The organism is Kitasatospora sp. NPDC085895 (genome assembly GCF_040702125.1).
GTDB lineage: Bacteria > Actinomycetota > Actinomycetes > Streptomycetales > Streptomycetaceae > Kitasatospora > Kitasatospora arboriphila.
Window position 1 is genome coordinate 113,465 of record NZ_JBFBJY010000005.1, and the last position, 18,205, is coordinate 131,669.

12 protein-coding genes are annotated in these 18,205 nt (G+C 73.7%); 5 read left to right on the plus strand and 7 right to left on the minus strand.

The features are described from left to right. Positions 1–173: 173 nt before the first annotated feature. The 5 genes from AB0442_RS04940 to AB0442_RS04960 form a co-directional block, all read right to left on the minus strand. Positions 174–353, minus strand: coding sequence for a DUF6104 family protein (locus tag AB0442_RS04940; RefSeq protein ID WP_030267971.1), 180 nt, complete (start codon positions 351–353; stop codon positions 174–176). A gap of 52 nt (positions 354–405) precedes the next feature. Beyond that, positions 406–2,244: a protein kinase gene (locus AB0442_RS04945; RefSeq protein ID WP_366160646.1), complete on the minus strand. Its 1,839-nt coding sequence runs from the start codon at positions 2,242–2,244 to the stop codon at positions 406–408. Between the two features lie 172 nt (positions 2,245–2,416). Continuing rightward, positions 2,417–6,148, minus strand: coding sequence for a multifunctional oxoglutarate decarboxylase/oxoglutarate dehydrogenase thiamine pyrophosphate-binding subunit/dihydrolipoyllysine-residue succinyltransferase subunit (locus tag AB0442_RS04950; protein WP_363542504.1), 3,732 nt, complete (start codon positions 6,146–6,148; stop codon positions 2,417–2,419). A gap of 305 nt (positions 6,149–6,453) precedes the next feature. Continuing rightward, positions 6,454–7,611, minus strand: a complete 1,158-nt coding sequence (locus tag AB0442_RS04955) for a HAMP domain-containing sensor histidine kinase (protein ID WP_366160647.1) — start codon at positions 7,609–7,611, stop codon at positions 6,454–6,456. A 75-nt stretch (positions 7,612–7,686) separates the two neighbouring features. After that, positions 7,687–8,418 carry a response regulator transcription factor gene (locus AB0442_RS04960; RefSeq protein ID WP_030267975.1) on the minus strand — a complete coding sequence of 244 codons (732 nt, stop codon included), beginning with the start codon at positions 8,416–8,418 and terminating at the stop codon, positions 7,687–7,689. 588 nt (positions 8,419–9,006) lie between these two features. Between AB0442_RS04960 and AB0442_RS04965 the strand changes: the two genes are divergently transcribed. The 3 genes from AB0442_RS04965 (at position 9,007) to AB0442_RS04975 (ending at position 12,924) form a co-directional block, all read left to right on the plus strand. Next, the gene (locus AB0442_RS04965) at positions 9,007–9,735 is read left to right on the plus strand and encodes a rhomboid-like protein (protein WP_366160648.1); all 729 of its coding nucleotides are present in this window, start codon (positions 9,007–9,009) and stop codon (positions 9,733–9,735) included. A 147-nt stretch (positions 9,736–9,882) separates the two neighbouring features. Further along, entirely contained in the window at positions 9,883–12,276 is a 2,394-nt protein-coding gene (gene lon / locus AB0442_RS04970; RefSeq protein WP_366160649.1) for an endopeptidase La, read from the plus strand. A 153-nt stretch (positions 12,277–12,429) separates the two neighbouring features. Continuing rightward, positions 12,430–12,924, plus strand: coding sequence for a GtrA family protein (locus AB0442_RS04975; protein WP_344624424.1), 495 nt, complete (start codon positions 12,430–12,432; stop codon positions 12,922–12,924). A gap of 34 nt (positions 12,925–12,958) precedes the next feature. Here AB0442_RS04975 and xylA read toward each other — a convergent pair whose 3' ends face one another. Continuing rightward, positions 12,959–14,119: a xylose isomerase gene (gene xylA, locus AB0442_RS04980; RefSeq protein WP_359980713.1), complete on the minus strand. Its 1,161-nt coding sequence runs from the start codon at positions 14,117–14,119 to the stop codon at positions 12,959–12,961. Positions 14,120–14,217: 98 nt separating this feature from the next. Here xylA and xylB point away from each other — a divergent pair, with 98 nt between their 5' ends. Then, on the plus strand, positions 14,218–15,642 hold the full coding sequence (xylB, locus tag AB0442_RS04985; protein ID WP_366160650.1) for a xylulokinase: 1,425 nt from the start codon (positions 14,218–14,220) through the stop codon (positions 15,640–15,642). 180 nt (positions 15,643–15,822) lie between these two features. Further along, a complete protein-coding gene (locus AB0442_RS04990) occupies positions 15,823–17,046 on the plus strand; it encodes an ROK family protein (protein ID WP_366160651.1) in 1,224 nt (407 codons plus the stop codon). Positions 17,047–17,066: 20 nt separating this feature from the next. On the opposite strand, the gene AB0442_RS04995 is transcribed toward AB0442_RS04990, so the two are convergent. Continuing rightward, positions 17,067–18,146, minus strand: coding sequence for a DUF3533 domain-containing protein (locus AB0442_RS04995; protein ID WP_366160652.1), 1,080 nt, complete (start codon positions 18,144–18,146; stop codon positions 17,067–17,069). Positions 18,147–18,205: the final 59 nt, after the last annotated feature.

Consider the following 18,205-nt stretch of genomic DNA (forward strand, 5'->3'; position numbering starts at 1 on the left):
CCCGTTTCGCGATGTATATCGCGTCGACTGATAGACACGATATATCGCGAGGTGCCGAAGTCAACCCTGACCCGACCCGGACACCGCGACCCCGAGACGCCCGAGGGCCCGGAAGGCGGATGCCTTCCGGGCCCTCGTCGTGCGGCGCTCGCAGCCCTTCGCGGTGCTGCGGATCAGTCCTCGTCCTCGTCGTCGAGCCGGGCCAGCCAGGTGGCCAGCCGCTCGACCGGGATCTCGAAGTCCGGGTTGAGGTCGACGAACTCCCGCAGCCGCTCGGCCAGCCACTCGAAGGTGACCTCCTCGTCGCCGCGACGGCTCTCCAGCTCCTCGATGCCTCGGTCGGTGAAGTACACGCTGTGCTCCGGTCCGGTGGGGTGTGACCCGGTCAGGATAGTCCGCCGCCGATCAGCCGTTGCGGCGGAAGTAGCTGATCGAGACCTTCGCCCGGGAGTCGCTGGTGCTGCCCTGTTCGACGGTCTTCACCACGACGATGCCGCCGTTCTCCCGGTTGCGCAGGCAGAACAGCCCGCCGACCGGCAGCGCGTCGTACTTCACGTCGGCGACCGGCTGCTGCTCGACGCCCGTCGCGCACTCGGCAGGGGTGAGGTGGTTCTCGGTGGTCAGGAAGGCGTCCGAGCCGCTCGACCAGTTGAAGTGGCCGTAACTGGGCTCCAGCACCCAGGCCGGACTGGTCGAGGAGGACACCACCTTGCCGGTCGTCAGGTCGAAGACGTACGTGTAGTCGGGGCTGGAGAGCACCTGGTCGGTGTAGACCGGGGTGTACCCGCCGGCGGGCTTCCCGGTGGACCCGCCCTTGCCGCCCTGCGCGGCGGTCGGCGCCGCCGCGTCCTGCGACCCGCCGGCCGTCCGGCGGGTGCCGTCGGCCTGTGCGCTCGGCGTGCTGCCGCCCGTACCGCCACCGCCGTCCCCCGAGGACAGGGCCACGCCGACCCCGGTGCCGACCACCGCCGTCGCCGCGGCCACGGCCAGCAGGGTCCTCCAGGAGACGCCGCCCCGGCGGACGGGCCCGCCCGCGGCCGGCGGACCGGAGTGCGGACCGGGCTGCGGGCCGGGTGCCACCGGCACGTTCGGGGCACCGACGGGCTGCGGCGGACCGAACGCGCCCACCGGCGGCGGCACCGCACCGGCCGGCGCGGTCGGGTACGGCGACGCCGGATGGGGAGACGCCGGGTAGGGGGACTGCGCGGCCGGGTACTGCGGCGCCGGATACGGCGGGGCGGCGGCCGGCGGGGCGCCGATCGACGGCGCGGTGGCCGCAGCGGTCGGCATCGGCGGGGCGGCGGGCGGCACCGGCAGCGGGGTCGGCGGGGTGCGCGGCAGGTCCGAACGGCGGGTGATCTCGGTGTTCACCCGGTCGGGCAGCCAGTCGTCGGCGAACCGCAGCTGGCCGCCGACCGCCGGATGGCTGCGGGCCGCCTCGATGACCTCGGCCGGAGCGGGGCGCTGCGCCGGGTCCTTGGCCAGGCAGCGCGCCAGCAGCTCCCGCAGGCCGGCCGGGACGGCCGCCAGGTCCGGCTCCTCGTGCACCACGCGGTAGAGCACCGCGGTGTCCGGGCCCTCGCCGAACGGCGGTGCGCCGCCCGCCGCGTACGCCGCGAGCGCGCCGAGCGCGAAGACGTCGGTGGCGGCGGTGACCGGTCTGCCCTGCGCCTGCTCGGGCGACATGAACGCGGGGGAGCCGATCCGGTACCCCGTCCCGGTGAGCGCGGTGGCGTCCGCGGCCCGGGCGATGCCGAAGTCGATGACCCGCGGGCCGTCCGAGGCGACCAGCACGTTGGCCGGCTTGAGGTCCCGGTGCACGACCTGGACCCCGTGGATCGCCTGCAGCGCCTCGGCGATGCCGCCGACCAGCAGCAGCACGGTGCGGGGCGGCAGCGCGCCGTGCTCGCGGATCACCTGCTGCAGCGAGGGCCCGGGCACGTACGCGGTGACCAGCCACGGGGCATCGGCGTCCGGGCCGGCGTCGATCACCTGAGCGGTGTACAGGCCGTGGATCCGCTGCGCGTTGGCGACCTCCTGGGCGAAGCGCCGCCGGAACTCGCCGTCCTCGGCGAACTCCGCGCGCACCACCTTCAGCGCGACCGGCCGCCCGCCCGGGGTGTAGGAGAGGTACACCCGGCCCATGCCGCCGGCGCCGAGCCGGGCGAAGACCCGGTAGCCGCCGACCTCCCTCGGGTCCTCCGGCTGCAGCGGCTGGAACACGGACGGCAGATCGTTGGACATGCGGCGGCTCCCCCGGAGGTGCGGTACGACGGGCCCTACCGTAGCGACCTGACACCCCGGCAGGAGAGCCGGGGCGCCGGGGACGCCGGAGCGTGGGTGGGGAAAGGCCGGGGCCCGGCCCCGCCTGGACGGCGGGACCGGGCCCCTGTGACGGTGCGTCAGCGGCGACGCGTCAGAGCGAGAACACCTCGTCGACGAGGGCCTGCTGCTCGGCGGCGTGGCGCTTGGCCGAGCCGACCGCGGGGGCCGAGGAGGCCGTCCGGGCGACCCGGCGCAGGCGGGCGCCGTTGGCGTTGCGGCCGACGACGACCTGCAGGTGGTCGACCAGGTTCATCGCGATGAACGGCCAGGCACCCTGGTTGGCCGGCTCCTCCTGCGCCCAGACGAACTGGACGTCGTCGCCGTAGCGGGCCAGCTCCTCCTGGAGCTCGGCCACCGGCAGCGGGTAGAGCCGCTCGACGCGGACGAGGGCGGTGTCGGTGACACCGCGCTCGGCGCGGGCCGCCTCCAGGTCGTAGTAGAACTTGCCGGAGGTGATGACGACCTTGCGCACCTGCGACGGGTCCACCGTGGTGTCCCCGATGACCGGCTTGAACGAGCCCGACAGGAACTCGGCCCGGGCCGACGCCGCGGCCTTCAGACGCAGCATCGACTTCGGGGTGAAGACGACGAGCGGCTTGTGGTGCGGGTTGTGGGCCTGCCAGCGGAGCAGGTGGAAGTAGTTCGACGGCGAGGTCGGCATGGCGACCGTCATGTTGTTCTGCGCGCAGAGCTGGAGGAAGCGCTCCGGGCGGGCGGACGAGTGGTCCGGGCCCTGGCCCTCGTAGCCGTGCGGCAGCAGCAGGACGACGCCGGAGTGCTGGCCCCACTTCTGCTCGGCGGAGGCGATGTACTCGTCGACCATGGTCTGGGCGCCGTTGACGAAGTCGCCGAACTGCGCCTCCCACATGACCAGCGCGTTGGGGCGGGTCAGCGAGTAGCCGTACTCGAAGCCCATCGCCGCGTACTCCGACAGCAGGCTGTCGTAGACGGTGAAGCGGGCCTGGTCCTCGGTCAGGTACAGCAGCGGGGTGTAGTCCTCGCCGGTGTTGCGGTCGATGAGGACGGCGTGGCGCTGGCCGAAGGTGCCGCGGCGGCTGTCCTGGCCGGCGAGGCGGACGGGGTGGCCCTCCATCAGCAGCGAGCCGATGGCGAGGGTCTCGCCCATGGCCCAGTCGATGGTGTTGTCCTCGACCGAGGCGGCGCGGCGCTGCAGCTGCGGCAGCAGACGCGGGTGGACGGTCAGCCACTCCGGCAGGTTGACCTGCGAGGCGGCGATCCGCTTCACCATCTCCTCGGAGATGCCGGTCTGGATGGAGACCGGGAAGTCGGCGACCGGCTTGCCGTTGGTGGCCGGGGCCGGCGCGGTGGCCGCCTCGCGCACCTCGGCGAAGACCTTCTCCAGCTGGCCCTGGAAGTCCTGGAGCGCCTGCTCCGCCTCTTCCATGGTGATGTCGCCGCGGCCGATCAGGCCCTCGGTGTACAGCTTGCGGACCGAGCGCTTCTTGTCGATCAGGTCGTACATCAGCGGCTGGGTGAAGGACGGGTTGTCGGCCTCGTTGTGACCGCGGCGGCGGTAGCAGATGAGGTCGATGACGACGTCCTTGTGGAACTCCTGCCGGAATTCGAAGGCGAGCCGCGCGACGCGGACGACGGCCTCGGGGTCGTCGCCGTTCACGTGGAAGATCGGCGCCTCGATCATGCGCGCCACGTCGGTGCAGTACATCGACGAGCGGGAGGAGGCCGGGGCGGCGGTGAAGCCGACCTGGTTGTTGACCACGAGGTGGATCGTGCCGCCGGTGCGGTAGCCCCGCAGCTGCGACATGTTCAGGGTCTCCGCGACGACGCCCTGGCCGGCGAAGGCCGCGTCGCCGTGGACCTGGATGGGGAGCACCGGGAAGGTGGTGCCGCCCTGGTCCAGGACGTCCTGCTTGGCGCGGACGATGCCCTCGACGACCGGGTCGACCGTCTCCAGGTGCGAGGGGTTCGCCGCGAGCGAGACCTTGATGGTCTCGCCGTCCAGGCCGGTGAAGGTGCCCTCGGCGCCCAGGTGGTACTTCACGTCGCCGGAGCCGTGCATCGACTTCGGGTCGAGGTTGCCCTCGAACTCGCCGAAGATCCGGGCGTACGGCTTGCCGACGATGTTCGCCAGCACGTTCAGGCGGCCGCGGTGGGCCATGCCGATGACGGCCTCGTCCAGGCGGTGCTCGGCGGCGGCGTCGATCGTCGCGTCGAGCAGCGGGATCAGGGACTCGCCGCCCTCCAGCGAGAAGCGCTTCTGCCCGACGTACTTGGTCTGCAGGAACGTTTCGAAGGCCTCGGCGGAGTTGAGGCGGCGCAGGATGCGCAGCTGCTCCTCGCGCTCGGGCTTGGTGTACGGCTTCTCCAGGCGCTCCTGCAGCCACTTGCGCTGCTTCGGGTCCTGGATGTGCATGTACTCGATGCCGACGGTGCGGCAGTAGGTGTTGCGCAGCAGGCCGAGGATGTCGCGGAGCTTCATCATCTTCTGGCCGCCGAAGCCGCCGACCGCGAACTCGCGCTCCAGGTCCCACAGGGTGAGGCCGTGCTGGACGACGTCCAGGTCGGGGTGCTTGCGCTGCTTGTACTCCAGCGGGTCGGTGTCGGCCATCAGGTGGCCGCGCACGCGGTACGCGTGGATGAGCTCCATGACGCGGGCGGTCTTGTTGACCTCGTCGTCGTGGGTGGCGGCCACGTCGGTCGCCCAGCGCACCGGCTCGTAGGGGATGCGCAGCGACTCGAAGACCTCGTCGTAGAAGCCGTGCTCGCCCAGCAGGAGCTGGTGGATCGTGCGCAGGAACTCGCCCGACGCGGCGCCCTGGATGACACGGTGGTCGTAGGTCGAGGTCAGCGTCATGATCTTGGAGACGCCGAGACGCGCGAGGGTGTCGGGGGAGGAGCCCTGGAACTCGGCCGGGTACTCCATGGCGCCGACGCCGACGATGGTGCCCTGGTTCTGCATCAGGCGGGGCACGGAGTGGACGGTGCCGATGCCGCCGGGGTTGGTCAGCGAGACGGTGACCCCGGTGAAGTCGTCCATGGTCAGCTTGTTGGCGCGGGCGCGGCGGACGATGTCCTCGTAGGCCTGCCAGAAGCCGAAGAAGTCGAGGGTCTCGGCCTTCTTGATCGCCGCGACCACGAGCTGGCGGTCGCCGTTCGGCTTGACCAGGTCGATCGCCAGGCCGAGGTTCACGTGCTCCGGCTTGACCAGGTAGGCCTTGCCGTCCTCGACCTTGTAGCTGTGGTTCATGCCCGGCGAGGCCTTGACGGCCTGGACGAGCGCGTAACCGATCAGGTGGGTGAAGGAGACCTTGCCACCGCGGGCGCGCTGCAGGTGGTTGTTGATGACGATGCGGTTGTCGATCAGCAGCTTGGCCGGGACGGCACGCACCGACGTCGCGGTCGGCACCTCCAGCGAGGCGTCCATGTTCGTGGCGACGGCCTTCGCGGGGCCGCGCAGCTGGACGAGCTCGGTTCCCTGCGCGGCCGGCGCGGGCGCAGCCGGGGCGGCGGCCTTCGGCGCGGGCGGCGCGGCAGGGGCTGCTGCCAGCGGCGCGGCGGCCGGCTGGACCGGCGCGGCCGGTGCAGCGGGCGCCGGCGCGGCGGCGGGAGCAGCAGGGGCAGCAGGAGCAGCAACGGGGGTCGGCACGGAGCCGACCTGGGTTGCGGCCTGGGTCACTGGAGTCACCTCGGTACCGGGCTTGTAGTCGGCGAAAAAGTCCCACCAGGCTCGGTCGACCGAGTTCGGGTCCTGGAGGTACTGCTGGTAGATCTCGTCGACGAGCCACTCATTGGGGCCGAAGCCAGTGGAGCTTGCCGAGCTGGGGGTTTCAGGGTGTGGCGACATCGGGGCAACCGCCCTCTTCCGCTTCCTTTTGGGATGGTGGACAGCGGGGATTAAGGCTACGCCTCCGACCAGTGATCGCGCAGTCCCCCCTGGCCAGGCGTCGCCCAGATCACAGTGATAGGCCGGAATTTGGCCGGTTGTGCGCGTTAGAAACCCGCGGGTAGGGGTAGCTGGACACGTTCGGTCTGCACCATTATCCCCACAAAATCAGACAACATGGGCACCCGGAGGTGGACGGGGGCCGGTCCGATGCCGGGCCGGCCCCGTTGTGTCCCAGTTGTGTGACAACGTTCGGGTACGGCGTGTCACCCGGTGGGGAGCCTCGTGGCGAGGGGTGCCTCGCCGGGCAGCGTGACCTCGATCCGGCAGCCCCGGTCCGTCTCGGCGACGCGGATCTCGCCGCCGTGCAGGTCCACCGCCCAGCGGGCGATGGCCAGGCCGAGTCCGGTGCCGCCGTCGCTGCCGGGGCCCTGCGCGGTCGCGCTGCCGCTGCGCCCGAAGCGCTCGAACACCCGCGCGCGGTCCTGCAGCGGGATGCCGGGGCCCTCGTCCTCGACCTGCAGCAGCAGGGCGCCGCCCTGCTCGCCCGGCCGGGCCCGCACGGTCACCGTGCCGCCCGCCGGGGAGTGCTTGCAGGCGTTGTCGACGAGGTTGGCGACCACCTGGTGCAGCCGTTCCTCGTCGGCGACGGCGGTCAGGCCGTCCGGCTGCACGTCCAGGCTCAGCCGCACGTCGCCGCGGCGACCGTAGGCGCCGCCCGCGGTGGCGCCGTCCACCGTCACCCCGCGGAGCACGCCGTCCAGGAACGGCCGCACCTCGAACGGGCGGGTGTCCAGCGGCACCACGCCGTCGTCGAGCTTGGAGAGGTCCAGCAGGTGGGTGATCAGCCGGCCCAGCCGCTCGGTCTGCTCCAGCGCGGCGCCCAGCGTCTTGGGCTCGGGCCGGACGACGCCGTCCACCACGTTCTCCAGGACGGCCCGCAGCGCCGCGATCGGCGTGCGCAGCTCGTGCGAGACGTTGGCGATCAGCTCCCGGCGGTGCCGGTCGGCGGCCTCCAGATCGGCCGCCATGCGGTTGAAGGAGTCGGCGAGCTCGCCGATCTCGTCCCGGGAGGAGGTGTCCACCCGGGTGCTGTAGTCGCCGCGGGCCATCGCCCGGGCCGCGGCGGTCATCGCGCGCAGCGGCGCGGTCAGTCCGTGCGCGAGGAACTGCATGAACAGCAGCGACGCGATCATCGAGAAGATCATGATGATCCGGATCTGCGTCTCGGACCGGATCGCCACGACCACCATCCCGGTGGCCAGGCAGACGGAGACGATCACCAGCAGGGCGAGCTTGCCCTTGATGGACCGCACCGGGTCGAACGGCCGCATGTCGTCCCACACCCGGCGGGCGGCCCGGCCGGCCAGGCCGGGGCCGGGACGCTCGGCGGCGTCCCCTCTGCGTTGCTGTGGAAAGGTCATCGTGCCCCTGCGGTCGGAGCGGTGCATCGGCTGAAGGCGTGGGCCCCCCGGCGGCCCAGCCCTCGGTGCACCGGCTCAGGAAAGGGGTGCCTCCAGGGCGTACCCGACGCCGTGCACCGTGCGGATCCAGCTGGCGCCGATCTTCCGGCGCAGCGCCTTGACGTGGCTGTCGACCGTGCGGGTGCCCGAGGCGTCCGTCCAGTCCCAGACCTCCGCGAGCAGCTGCTCGCGGGTGAGCACCGCGCGCGGCTGCGCGGCGAGGCAGGCGAGCAGGTCGAACTCGGTCGGCGTCAGGTGGACGTCGCCCGAGCCGAGCCGCACCCGGCGCTGCACGTGGTCGATCTCCAGCTCGCCGAAGCGCAGCGAGCCGAGCGCCGGCGTCCTCGCCGCCTGCTGGGCGCGCTCGACGCGGCGCAGCAGCACGTTGACGCGGGCCGCCAGCTCGCGCATGGAGAACGGCTTGGTCATGTAGTCGTCCGCACCGACGCCGAGGCCGACCAGCAGGTCCGTCTCGTCGTCCCGCGCGGTCAGCATGAGCACCGGCACCGGGCGCTGCGCCTGGATCCGGCGGCACACCTCCAGGCCGTCGAAGCCCGGCAGCATGATGTCGAGCACCACCAGGTCGGGCTGCCAGGTGTGGAAGCCGTCCACCGCGCCGGGCCCGTCGTGGGCCACGGCGACCTTGAAGCCCTCCGCTCCCAGGCGGGCTGCGATGGACTCGGCGATGGTCGGTTCGTCCTCCACCACCAGTACTCGCCGCTGCGTACCGACCGGGCTGCTGCCGGTCTCTTGCTGAATCTCTGTCACGGTCACGCCACCGCCCCCAGGGCTGCGGGCCGACACCTGTGGGGGTGGCGGCGCCGCGTCGTAGTCGTTTCGGTCCGTATGTGGGCTGTGCCCGGCCTGCCGCGTCGGCTGGGTGCCGTTCCGCCGTCGGCCCCCTGCGCGGCGTGGATGCGCCGTGTGTGGTCCGCACACCCGACCCGCACTCCACGCAGAGTACGGACACCGGGGGCGTTCCGGCAGGTGGCCCGGACACATCCGGGCCACGGATCGATGCCGATCCCCGTCGGGACCGGGCACGGGGCGATACCTTACCGGGCGAAATTCGCAGTTGTAACGATCCGTATGGTTCCGAATGCGGCTTGCGCCCCTTACTTTTGGGCTGCTCCTCCGTGAACGGAGGGCAGGTACGGACCAAGGCGTGCAGCCGGTGCGTCGAAGCTCAAGCATTCTTCACAGCTCTTCCCCAGCGGGCTCCCAGCCTGGGAACGTATCGTGGTCACGACAAGGGCCACCGGTGTCTCCGCGGGCACCGTCCGTGCGGATCCCCGCACGCCCTCGACACGTTGCACACGGGGGCGGGTGACGGCAGTCCGGCGGACGGAGGGCCCCATGGCGGCGAGCGGTACCGGCCGTGCGGCGGCACGCCGCGACCTGGTCCGCGACCGCGCGCGCGACCTGCTCCGGGGGCTGCGCGCAGCGCTCCCCACTCCGCGGCGCAACCCCTTCGCGCTCGGCTACCTGGCCCTGCTGCTCGGCACCACCCTCTTCACCCGGTTCGGGGACCCGCAGCTGGTGCACCGGCTGCAGGCGCTCTCCTCCACCGACGTTCACAACCTCGCGCACCACCCCGTGCTCGCCCTCGCGGCCAGCGGCCTCTGGGTGGCCGGCCCGGTGTGGACCCCTTATCTGTGGGTCTTCCTGCTGACGGTCGCCCCGCTGGAGCGCCGGGTCGGCGGCCGCCGGGCGGCCGGGGTGTTCGCCGCCGGGCACGTCGGCGCCACCCTGCTCTCCCAGGCCGTGGTGCTGGCGGCGGTCGCCGTCCGCGCGCTGCCCGTCGACGCCCTCGGCGACCTCGACATCGGCGTCAGCTACGGCGTCCTCGCCAGCCTCGGCGCGCTCGCCGGCCTGCTGCCCCCGGCCGGCCGGAACCTCGCCCTCGGCATCGCCGCCGTCCTGGTCGGCGAGCAGTTCCTCGACGGGACCGACCTCGTCACCGGTATCGGCCACCCGGCCGCGCTGCTGATCGGCATCGCCCTCTGGCGCCCGCTGCGCCGCGGCCCCCGGCCCCCGCTCCGGCGCCGCCGGCCCGCCCCGGCCCCGCTGCCCGTCCGCGTCTGACCGGCGCTTCCCTGCGCCTCCGCGCGCCCGACCTGCGCTTCCCCGGTCACCGCCGGTGATCGCTCACAGCGAACGACGCCCCGGGAACAATCGCGCCCCGCCAATCCTTAGTCAGGTCAGCTCAACTTCACTGACTGGGGAGAGATCATGGCATCGACGTCCGTTCCGCTCACCCTGCCCGTGCTGCCGCTCGACGACGAGGTGGTGCTCCCGGGCATGGTCGTCCCGCTCGACCTGTCCGACGCCGAGGTCCGCGCCGCCGTCGAGGCCGCCCGGGCGGCGGCGACCGGCCCGGGCAAGCCCCAGGTGCTGCTGGTGCCGCGCCTCGACGGCTCGTACGCCGCCGCCGGCACGCTGGCCACCGTCGAACAGGTCGGCCGCCTCGCCGACGGCGACCCGGCCGCGCTGGTGCGCGCCGTGCGCCGGGTGCGCATCGGCGCCGGCACCACCGGCCCCGGCGCCGCCCTCTGGGTCGAGACCACGCCCTTCCGGGAGTCCTCCGCCGGCACCGCCGTGGCCGGCCGGGCCGCCGACCTCGTGAAGGAGTACAAGGCGCTCTCCACCCAGTGGCTGCGCAAGCGCGGCGCCTGGCAGATCGTCGACCGGGTCGCGGCCATCGACGATGTCGGCGAACTCGCCGACAACATCGGCTACGCGCCCTTCGCCACCGCCGAGCAGAAGCTCAAGGTGCTGCTGGAGGCCGACCAGCTGGCCCGTCTGGAGTACGCGCTCACCCTGCTGCGCGACCACCTCGCCGAGGAGGAGGTCAACGACACCATCCGCAAGGACGTGGAAGAAGGGGTCGCCAAGCAGCAGAAGGAGTTCCTGCTCCGCCGCCAGCTGGAGGCCGTCCGCAAGGAGCTCGCCGAGCTGAACGGCGAGTCCGCCTCGGAGGAGGACGACTACCGGGCCCGCGTCGAGGCCGCCGACCTGCCGGAGAAGGTCCGCGGGGCGGCCCTCAAGGAGGTCGACAAGCTGGAGCGGTCCAGCGACCAGTCGCCCGAGGGCTCGTGGATCCGCACCTGGCTGGACACCGTCCTCGAACTGCCCTGGAACGAGCGGTCCACCGACTCCTACGACATCGCCGGCGCCCGCGCCGTGCTCGACGCCGACCACGCCGGCCTCTCGGACGTGAAGGACCGGATCGTCGAGTACCTGGCCGTCCGCAAGCGCCGCGCCGACCAGGGGCTGGGGCAGATCGGCGGCCGCCGCGGCGGTGCGGTGCTCGCCCTGGTCGGCCCGCCCGGCGTCGGCAAGACCTCGCTGGGCGAGTCCGTCGCCCGGGCCATGGGCCGCTCCTTCGTCCGGGTGGCGCTCGGCGGCGTCCGCGACGAGGCCGAGATCCGCGGCCACCGGCGCACCTACGTCGGCGCGCTGCCCGGCCGCGTCGTCCGGGCGATCAAGGAGGCCGGCTCGATGAACCCGGTCGTCCTGCTCGACGAGATCGACAAGGTCGGCTCCGACTACCGCGGCGACCCGGCCGCCGCCCTGCTCGAAGTCCTCGACCCGGCGCAGAACCACACCTTCCGCGACCACTACCTGGAGGTCGAGCTCGACCTCTCCGACGTGGTCTTCCTCGCCACCGCCAACGTGCTGGAGGCGATCCCCGAGCCGCTGCTCGACCGGATGGAGCTCGTCCGGCTCGACGGCTACACCGAGGACGAGAAGGTCGTCATCGCCCGCGACCACCTGCTGCCCCGGCAGCTCGCCAAGGCCGGGCTGAGGGACGACGAGGTGGCGGTCGACGAGGGCGCGCTGCGCAGGCTCGCCGGCGAGTACACCCGCGAGGCGGGCGTGCGGAACCTGGAGCGTTCGATCGCGCGCATCCTGCGCAAGGTCGCCGCGCAGAGCGAACTCGGCGAGCGCGAGCTGCCCGCCGCGATCGGCGCCGACGACCTGCGCGGGCTGATCGGCCGGCCGCACCACACCCCCGAGTCCGCCCAGGAGCCCGCCGAGCGGCGCACCGCCGTCCCCGGCGTCGCCACCGGGCTGGCCGTCACCGGCGCGGGCGGCGACGTCCTCTACATCGAGGCCTCGCTCGCCGACGCCGAGACCGGTTCCACCGGGCTCACCCTCACCGGTCAGCTCGGCGACGTGATGAAGGAGTCCGCGCACATCGCGCTCTCCTACCTCCGCTCGCGCGGCGCCGAACTCGAACTGCCCGTCACCGGGCTGCGGGACCGCGGCATCCACCTGCACGTCCCGGCGGGCGCCGTCCCCAAGGACGGCCCGAGCGCCGGCATCACCATGACCACCGCGCTCGCCTCGCTGCTGTCCGGGCGCAAGGTGCGCACCGACGTGGCGATGACCGGCGAGGTGTCCCTCACCGGCCGGGTGCTGCCGATCGGCGGCGTCAAGCAGAAGCTGCTCGCCGCCGACCGGGCCGGGGTCAGCACGGTGATCATCCCGCGGCGCAACGAGGCGGACCTGGACGACGTGCCCGCCGAGGTGCTGGAGCGGCTCACCGTGCACGCCGTCGCCGACGTCCGCGAGGTGCTGGAGCTGGCCCTGGAGCCGGCGGAGGTACTGGTCGCCGCCTGAGGCGCGGCGGGCGCAGGGGCGCGGGGTGCCGAGCGGCACCGCGCGCCCCTGCGGCGTGCGCCCCGGGTCGTTACCCCGTGCGGACGTCACGAATACGCCGCACGGACCCGGGCGTGCGAGACTGCCGAAATGCCGTCCCCTACGCAACGCGCGTTGGCCCGAGTCCCGGAGCGGTACCGGCCGTTCCTGGTGCGGCACCGCAAGCTGGTGAAGTTCCTGCTGGTGGGCGGCACCTGCTTCGTGCTGACCACCGTCGTCGACCTCGGGCTGAAGTTCACCGTGCTGCAGCACAAGCCGGTGGTCGCGCTGACCGTCGCCACGGTGATCGCGACGGTGGTCTCCTACGTCCTCAACCGCCAGTGGTCGTTCCGGGCGAACGGCCGGCAGCGCGAGGCGATCCTCTTCTTCGTGGTCAGCGCGCTCGCGGTGGTCGTCAACGACCTGCCGCTGATCTTCTCCCGGTACGTCCTGGACCTCCGCGAGCCGGACGTCACCGCGCTCACGCAGGAGGTCGCCGACTTCCTCAGCGGCATGATCGTCGGCACCTTCCTGGCCATGATCTTCCGCTTCTGGGCGATGAACCGCTGGGTCTTCACCCGCAGCGGGCTCCAGCCGCCCGCCGAGGACCTCGAACCCGAGCGGGTCTGAGCGCCCCCGGCGGACGGCCGGTGCGGCACGCCGCTCAGCGGACGCCGAGCAGGTGCTCCATGGCGAGCTGGTCGAGCTGCTCGAAGGCCATGCCGCGGGCGGCCGCCGCGTCCACGTCGAAGTCCTCGAACGCACCGCGGTCGGCGACCAGCGCCGCCAGGCCGTCCTCGGCGGTCGGCCGGGCCAGCTCGTCCAGGCGGGACGCCCGCAGGGCCTCCTGCACCGCAGGGTCGGCACGGAACGCCAGGGCCTTCTCCTTGAGCATCAGGTAGTTGCTCATGCAGGCGGCGGCCGAGGCCCACACGCCCTCGAAGTCCTCGGTGCGCGGCGGCTTGAAGTCGAAGTGCCGCGGGCCGTCGTAGCCCGCCGACTCCAGCAGGTCCACCAGCCAGAAGGCGCTGCGCAGGTCGCCGGCGCCGAAGCGCAGGTCCTGGTCGTACTTGATGCCGGACTGGCCGTTGAGGTCGATGTGGAAGAGCTTGCCGTGCCACAGCGCCTGGGCGATGCCGTGCGCGAAGTTCAGCCCGGCCATCTGCTCGTGGCCGACCTCCGGGTTGAGGCCGACCCGCTCCGGGCGCTCCAGGCTCCCGATGAAGGCCAGCGCGTGGCCGACGGTCGGCAGCAGGATGTCGCCGCGGGGCTCGTTCGGCTTGGGCTCGATGGCGAAGCGCAGGTCGTAGCCCTGCTCCTCGACGTACTCGCCGAGCAGGTCGAAGGCCTCCTTCAGGCGGTCCAGCGCGACCCGGACGTCCTTCGCGGCGCCGTGCTCGGCGCCCTCGCGGCCGCCCCAGGCGACGTAGGTGGTGGCGCCGAGCTCCACCGCGAGGTCGATGTTGCGGATCGTCTTGCGCAGCGCGTAGCGGCGGACGTCGCGGTCGTTGGCGGTGAAGGCGCCGTCCTTGAAGACCGGGTGGGTGAAGAGGTTGGTGGTGGCCATCGGGACCTTCAGGCCGGTGGCGTCCAGGGCGGTGCGGAAGCGCTTGACGATCGCGTCGCGCTCCGCGTCCGAGGAGCCGAACGGGATCAGGTCGTCGTCGTGGAAGGTCACGCCGTGGGCGCCCAGTTCGGCCAGCCGGTGCACCGTCTCCACCGGGTCGAGGGCCGGGCGGGTGGCGTCGCCGAAGGGGTCGCGGCCCTGCCATCCGACGGTCCACAGGCCGAAGGTGAACTTGTCCGCGGGGGTGGGGGTGGGCATCTCGGTGCTCCAGGGGGTCTATTCGTCAGGGCAGAAAACAAACTAATATCCCAGCGTACGGAAGGGAAGGCCCCGACGCGGCGGACGGAGAGGAAGTCATGGCAGGGATCGTCATCGGGGTGGACAGCTCCACCCAGTCCACCAAGGCGCTCGCGGTGGACACCGCCACCGGCGAGGTGCTCGGCGAGGGCCGGGCGGCGCACACCGTCACCGGCAGCGGCGGCGCCCGGGAGAGCGATCCGCGGCAGTGGTGGCAGGCACTGCAGGAGGCGATCGCCGGCACCGGCTGCGCCGGGCGGGCCGAGGCCCTCGCGATCGGCGGCCAGCAGCACGGGCTCGTCGCCCTCGACGCCGCCGGCGACCCGGTGCACCCCGCGCTGCTCTGGAACGACACCCGCTCGGCCGGACAGGCCGCCGCCCTGGTCGACGAGCTCGGCCGGGAGGACTGGGCCCGGCGCACCGGCAGCGTCCCCAACGCCTCGTTCACCGTCGCCAAGTGGGCCTGGCTGCGCGACCACGGCCTCACCGGCCGGGTCGCCGCCGTCCGGCTGCCGCACGAGTACCTCACCGAGCGGCTCACCGGCCGCCCCGCCGCCGAACGCAGCGACGCCTCCGGCACCGGCTGGTGGGGCGAGCACGGCTGGGACACCGGCATCCTCGACCTCGTCGGCCTCGACCCCGGCCTGCTGCCGCCGCTCGCCGCACCCGGCACCGCGGCCGGCGAGACCACCGGCCCCTTCGGCGGACTGCGGTCCGGCATCCCCGTCGCCCTCGGCGCCGGCGACAACGCGGCCGCCGCCCTCGGACTCGGCCTCGGCGGCGGCACCGGCGCCGTCCACGGACAGCCCGCCCTCTCGCTCGGCACCTCCGGCACCGTCTACGCCGTCACCCGCGGCCGGCCCGCCGACCCGACCGGCACCGTGGCCGGCTTCGCCGCCGCCCACGGCGACTGGCTGCCGCTCGCCTGCACCCTCAACTGCACCCTCGCCGTCGACCGGTTCGCCACCCTGCTCGGCCTCGACCGGCAGGCCGTCGAACCCGGCGGCGAGGCCGTCGTCCTGCCGTTCCTCGACGGCGAGCGCACCCCCGCCCTGCCGCACGCCGCCGGCCTCGTCCACGGCCTGCGCCACGACACCACCCCCGGCCAACTGCTCCAGGCCGCCTACGACGGCGCCGCGTACGCCCTGCTCGCCGCCCTCGACCTGGTGCTCGCCGCCGGCAGCGAGACCGCGGGTGGCGCGCCGCTGCTGCTCATCGGCGGCGGAGCCCGCGGACGGGCCTGGCAGGACACCGTGCGGCGGCTCTCCGGCCGGGCCGTCCAGGTGCCCGCCGCCGGCGAACTCGTCGCCCTCGGCGCCGCTGCCCAGGCCGCCGGTCTGCTCACCGGCGAACACCCCGCCGAGGTCGCCCGCCGCTGGGGCACCGCCGCCGGACCCGTCCTCGACCCGGTCGAGAAGGACGAGGCCGCGGCCGCCAGGATCGCCGCCGTGCTCGCCGCCGGCGCTCCACTGCTCGGCGCCTGACCGGCCGCCCGCGAGCCGGCCCGCGACGAGCGCGGCCGCGGGCCCCCGGTGCAGGTCGGGGCCCGTGCGGCCGGTACCGTTCGCGCGGCCCCGAGTGCCGCGCGAACGGGACCGGCGCACGTGGATACCCTGCAACCGGTCGACCGGGTGTTCGGCCGTCGAACGAGAGGTGACGAGGAGATGAGGGACACGGACGCCAGACGGGCCCGGCCCGCGAGTCAGCAGGGCATGCGCCGGGCCAACCTGGCCCTCGTCCTCGGCGAATTCGCGGCCGGACCGCGCTCCCGCGCCGAGGTCGCGGCCACCACCGGCCTCACCCGGGCGGCCGTCTCCTCCCTGGTCGACGAACTCACCACGGCCGGCCTCCTCGCCGGATGCGGCCCCGCCGTCCCCAGCGGCAAGGTCGGCCGGCCCGGCACCGCCCTCGCCCTCGACCCGCAGGGACCCGCCGGCCTCGGCGGCGAGATCGGCGTCGAACACCTCGCCGCCTGCGTCGTCGACCTCCGCGGCGAAGTCCGCGGCTGGCTGCGCCAGGACGTCACCAACCGCGACCGCCCCGCCGAAGCCGTCCTGCGCGACCTCGCCGTCCTGCTCCGCGAGGTCGCCGACTCCTGCGGCCTCACCCCGGCCGGCCTCGCCGTCGCCGTCCCCGGCCTCGTCGGCGCCGCCGAGGGCGTCGTCGAACGAGCCCCCAACCTCGGCTGGTCCGACCTGCCGCTCGCCGCCGAACTCCGCCGCGCCCTGCGCGAGGCCGACGCCCACCCCCTCGCCGACCTGCCCATCGACGTCGACAACGAGGCCAACCTCGGCGGCCTCGCCGAACTCTGGCTCGGCGAAGGCCCCGACGACTTCCTCCACCTCTCCGCCGAAGCCGGCATCGGCGCCGCCCTCGTGGTGGACGGCCGCCTCCTGCGCGGCGCCCGCGGCTACGCCGGCGAGCTCGGCCACGTCCCCGTCCACCCGGACGGGCCCGCCTGCCCCTGCGGCGCCCGCGGCTGCCTGGAGCAGTACGCGGGAGAGGCCGCCGTGCTCCGCGCCGCCGGACTCGCCGACACCGGCGGCGACTGGGTCGCCCTGCTCGCCCGCCGCGCCGCCGACGGGGACCCGGCCGTCCTCGCCGCGCTGGAGGCCGCCGGCTCGGCGCTCGGCGTGGCCGCCGCCGGCGCCGTCAACCTGCTCGACCCGGCGGCGCTGGTGCTCGGCGGCGGCTACGCGGAGCTGGCCGCCTGGCTGCTCCCCGCCATGCGGACCGAACTCGCCGACCGCGTCACCGTCCGGGCCTGGCACGACGACTGGCTGACGGCCTCACGGCTGGGGCGGCGGGGGCCGCTGCTCGGCGCGGGGATCGGGGTCGTCCGCGCCGTCGTCGCCGACCCGGGCCGCTTCGCCGCCGCCGAAGCCTGAGGGCACGCCGCCGACGGGGCTCATCGCTTCGGACGGTTCGCCGTACGGGGGGTGCGCGGTTCCCCACGCCCCCGGGCCGCATCCTCCGCCGGGGTCTGGCTGGTGCGGTCGGCGGTGAGGAGGGTGATGGCGACGCCGGCGACGGCCCAGGCGGCGAGGACGAGGAAGGGCGGGGTGAGGGCGGTGCCGCCGAGGTAGACGATGGAGCGGGCGGCGTCGGTGCCGGCGCCGTTCGGGATCCAGGAGCCGATCGCCCGCCAGAACGGCGGCAGCAGCGGCGGCGGATAGACCCCGCCCGCGCTCGGGTTGCCGAGCACCACGAAGATCAGCACGGCGATGCCGATCCCGACCACCCCGAAGAGGCACTGCATCGCCATGGTGAAGGCCCCGACCGCGAAGACCACCAGGGTGCCGAGCCCCCAGATCGGCAGGACCGGGCCGGGCAGGGCGTCCAGGACCGGTCCGGTGATCAGCGCGCCGCCGAGGCCGGCCGCGGCGGAGTAGAGGAGGAGCGTGCCGAGCCGCAGCAGCGCGCGGTCGGTGTCGGCGGGCCGGGAACCGGCGCTGATGCCGAGGATCGAGGCCACCAGGTAGCCGCCGACGCACCAGCCGACCACCAGGTAGAAGGAGGAGAGGCCCTCGGCGTCGCCGGGGGCGAGCGGGACGACGTCCTCGGTGCCCAGGGTCCGCTGCTGGGCGGACTCCAGCGAGCCGACGATCCGTTCGGCGGCGGTCGCCGCGGCCGGTCCGCGGGCGGTGGCGACCAGCAGGGTGTCCTCGCTGCCGGTGGGGTCGATCAGCCAGGCGGCGTACACCTTCTGGTCCTTGATCAGCTGGACGGCGCTCGCCCGGTCCTCCGCCGTGCTGGGCCGGACGGCCCGGTCCGGGACGTCGTGGAGGGCCGAGGTGCCCTGGAGGACGGCCTGGGCGGGGCCGACCACGGCGATGGAGAGCTGATGGGGGGTCGGGTCGTGGAGCGCGCCGACGTAGCTGGCGGTGAAGGCGAGTTGGAGCAGCAGCACCCCGAGCACGAGCAGGAAGGCGCGCGGGGTGACCGCGTCCTTGACCTCGGTGAGGAATCCGGGGCGCGGGCCGGCCATGGGTCGCCTCCTTGAGGGCGAGGGGCAAAGGGTGTGAAACGGATGCTTCATAACATGAA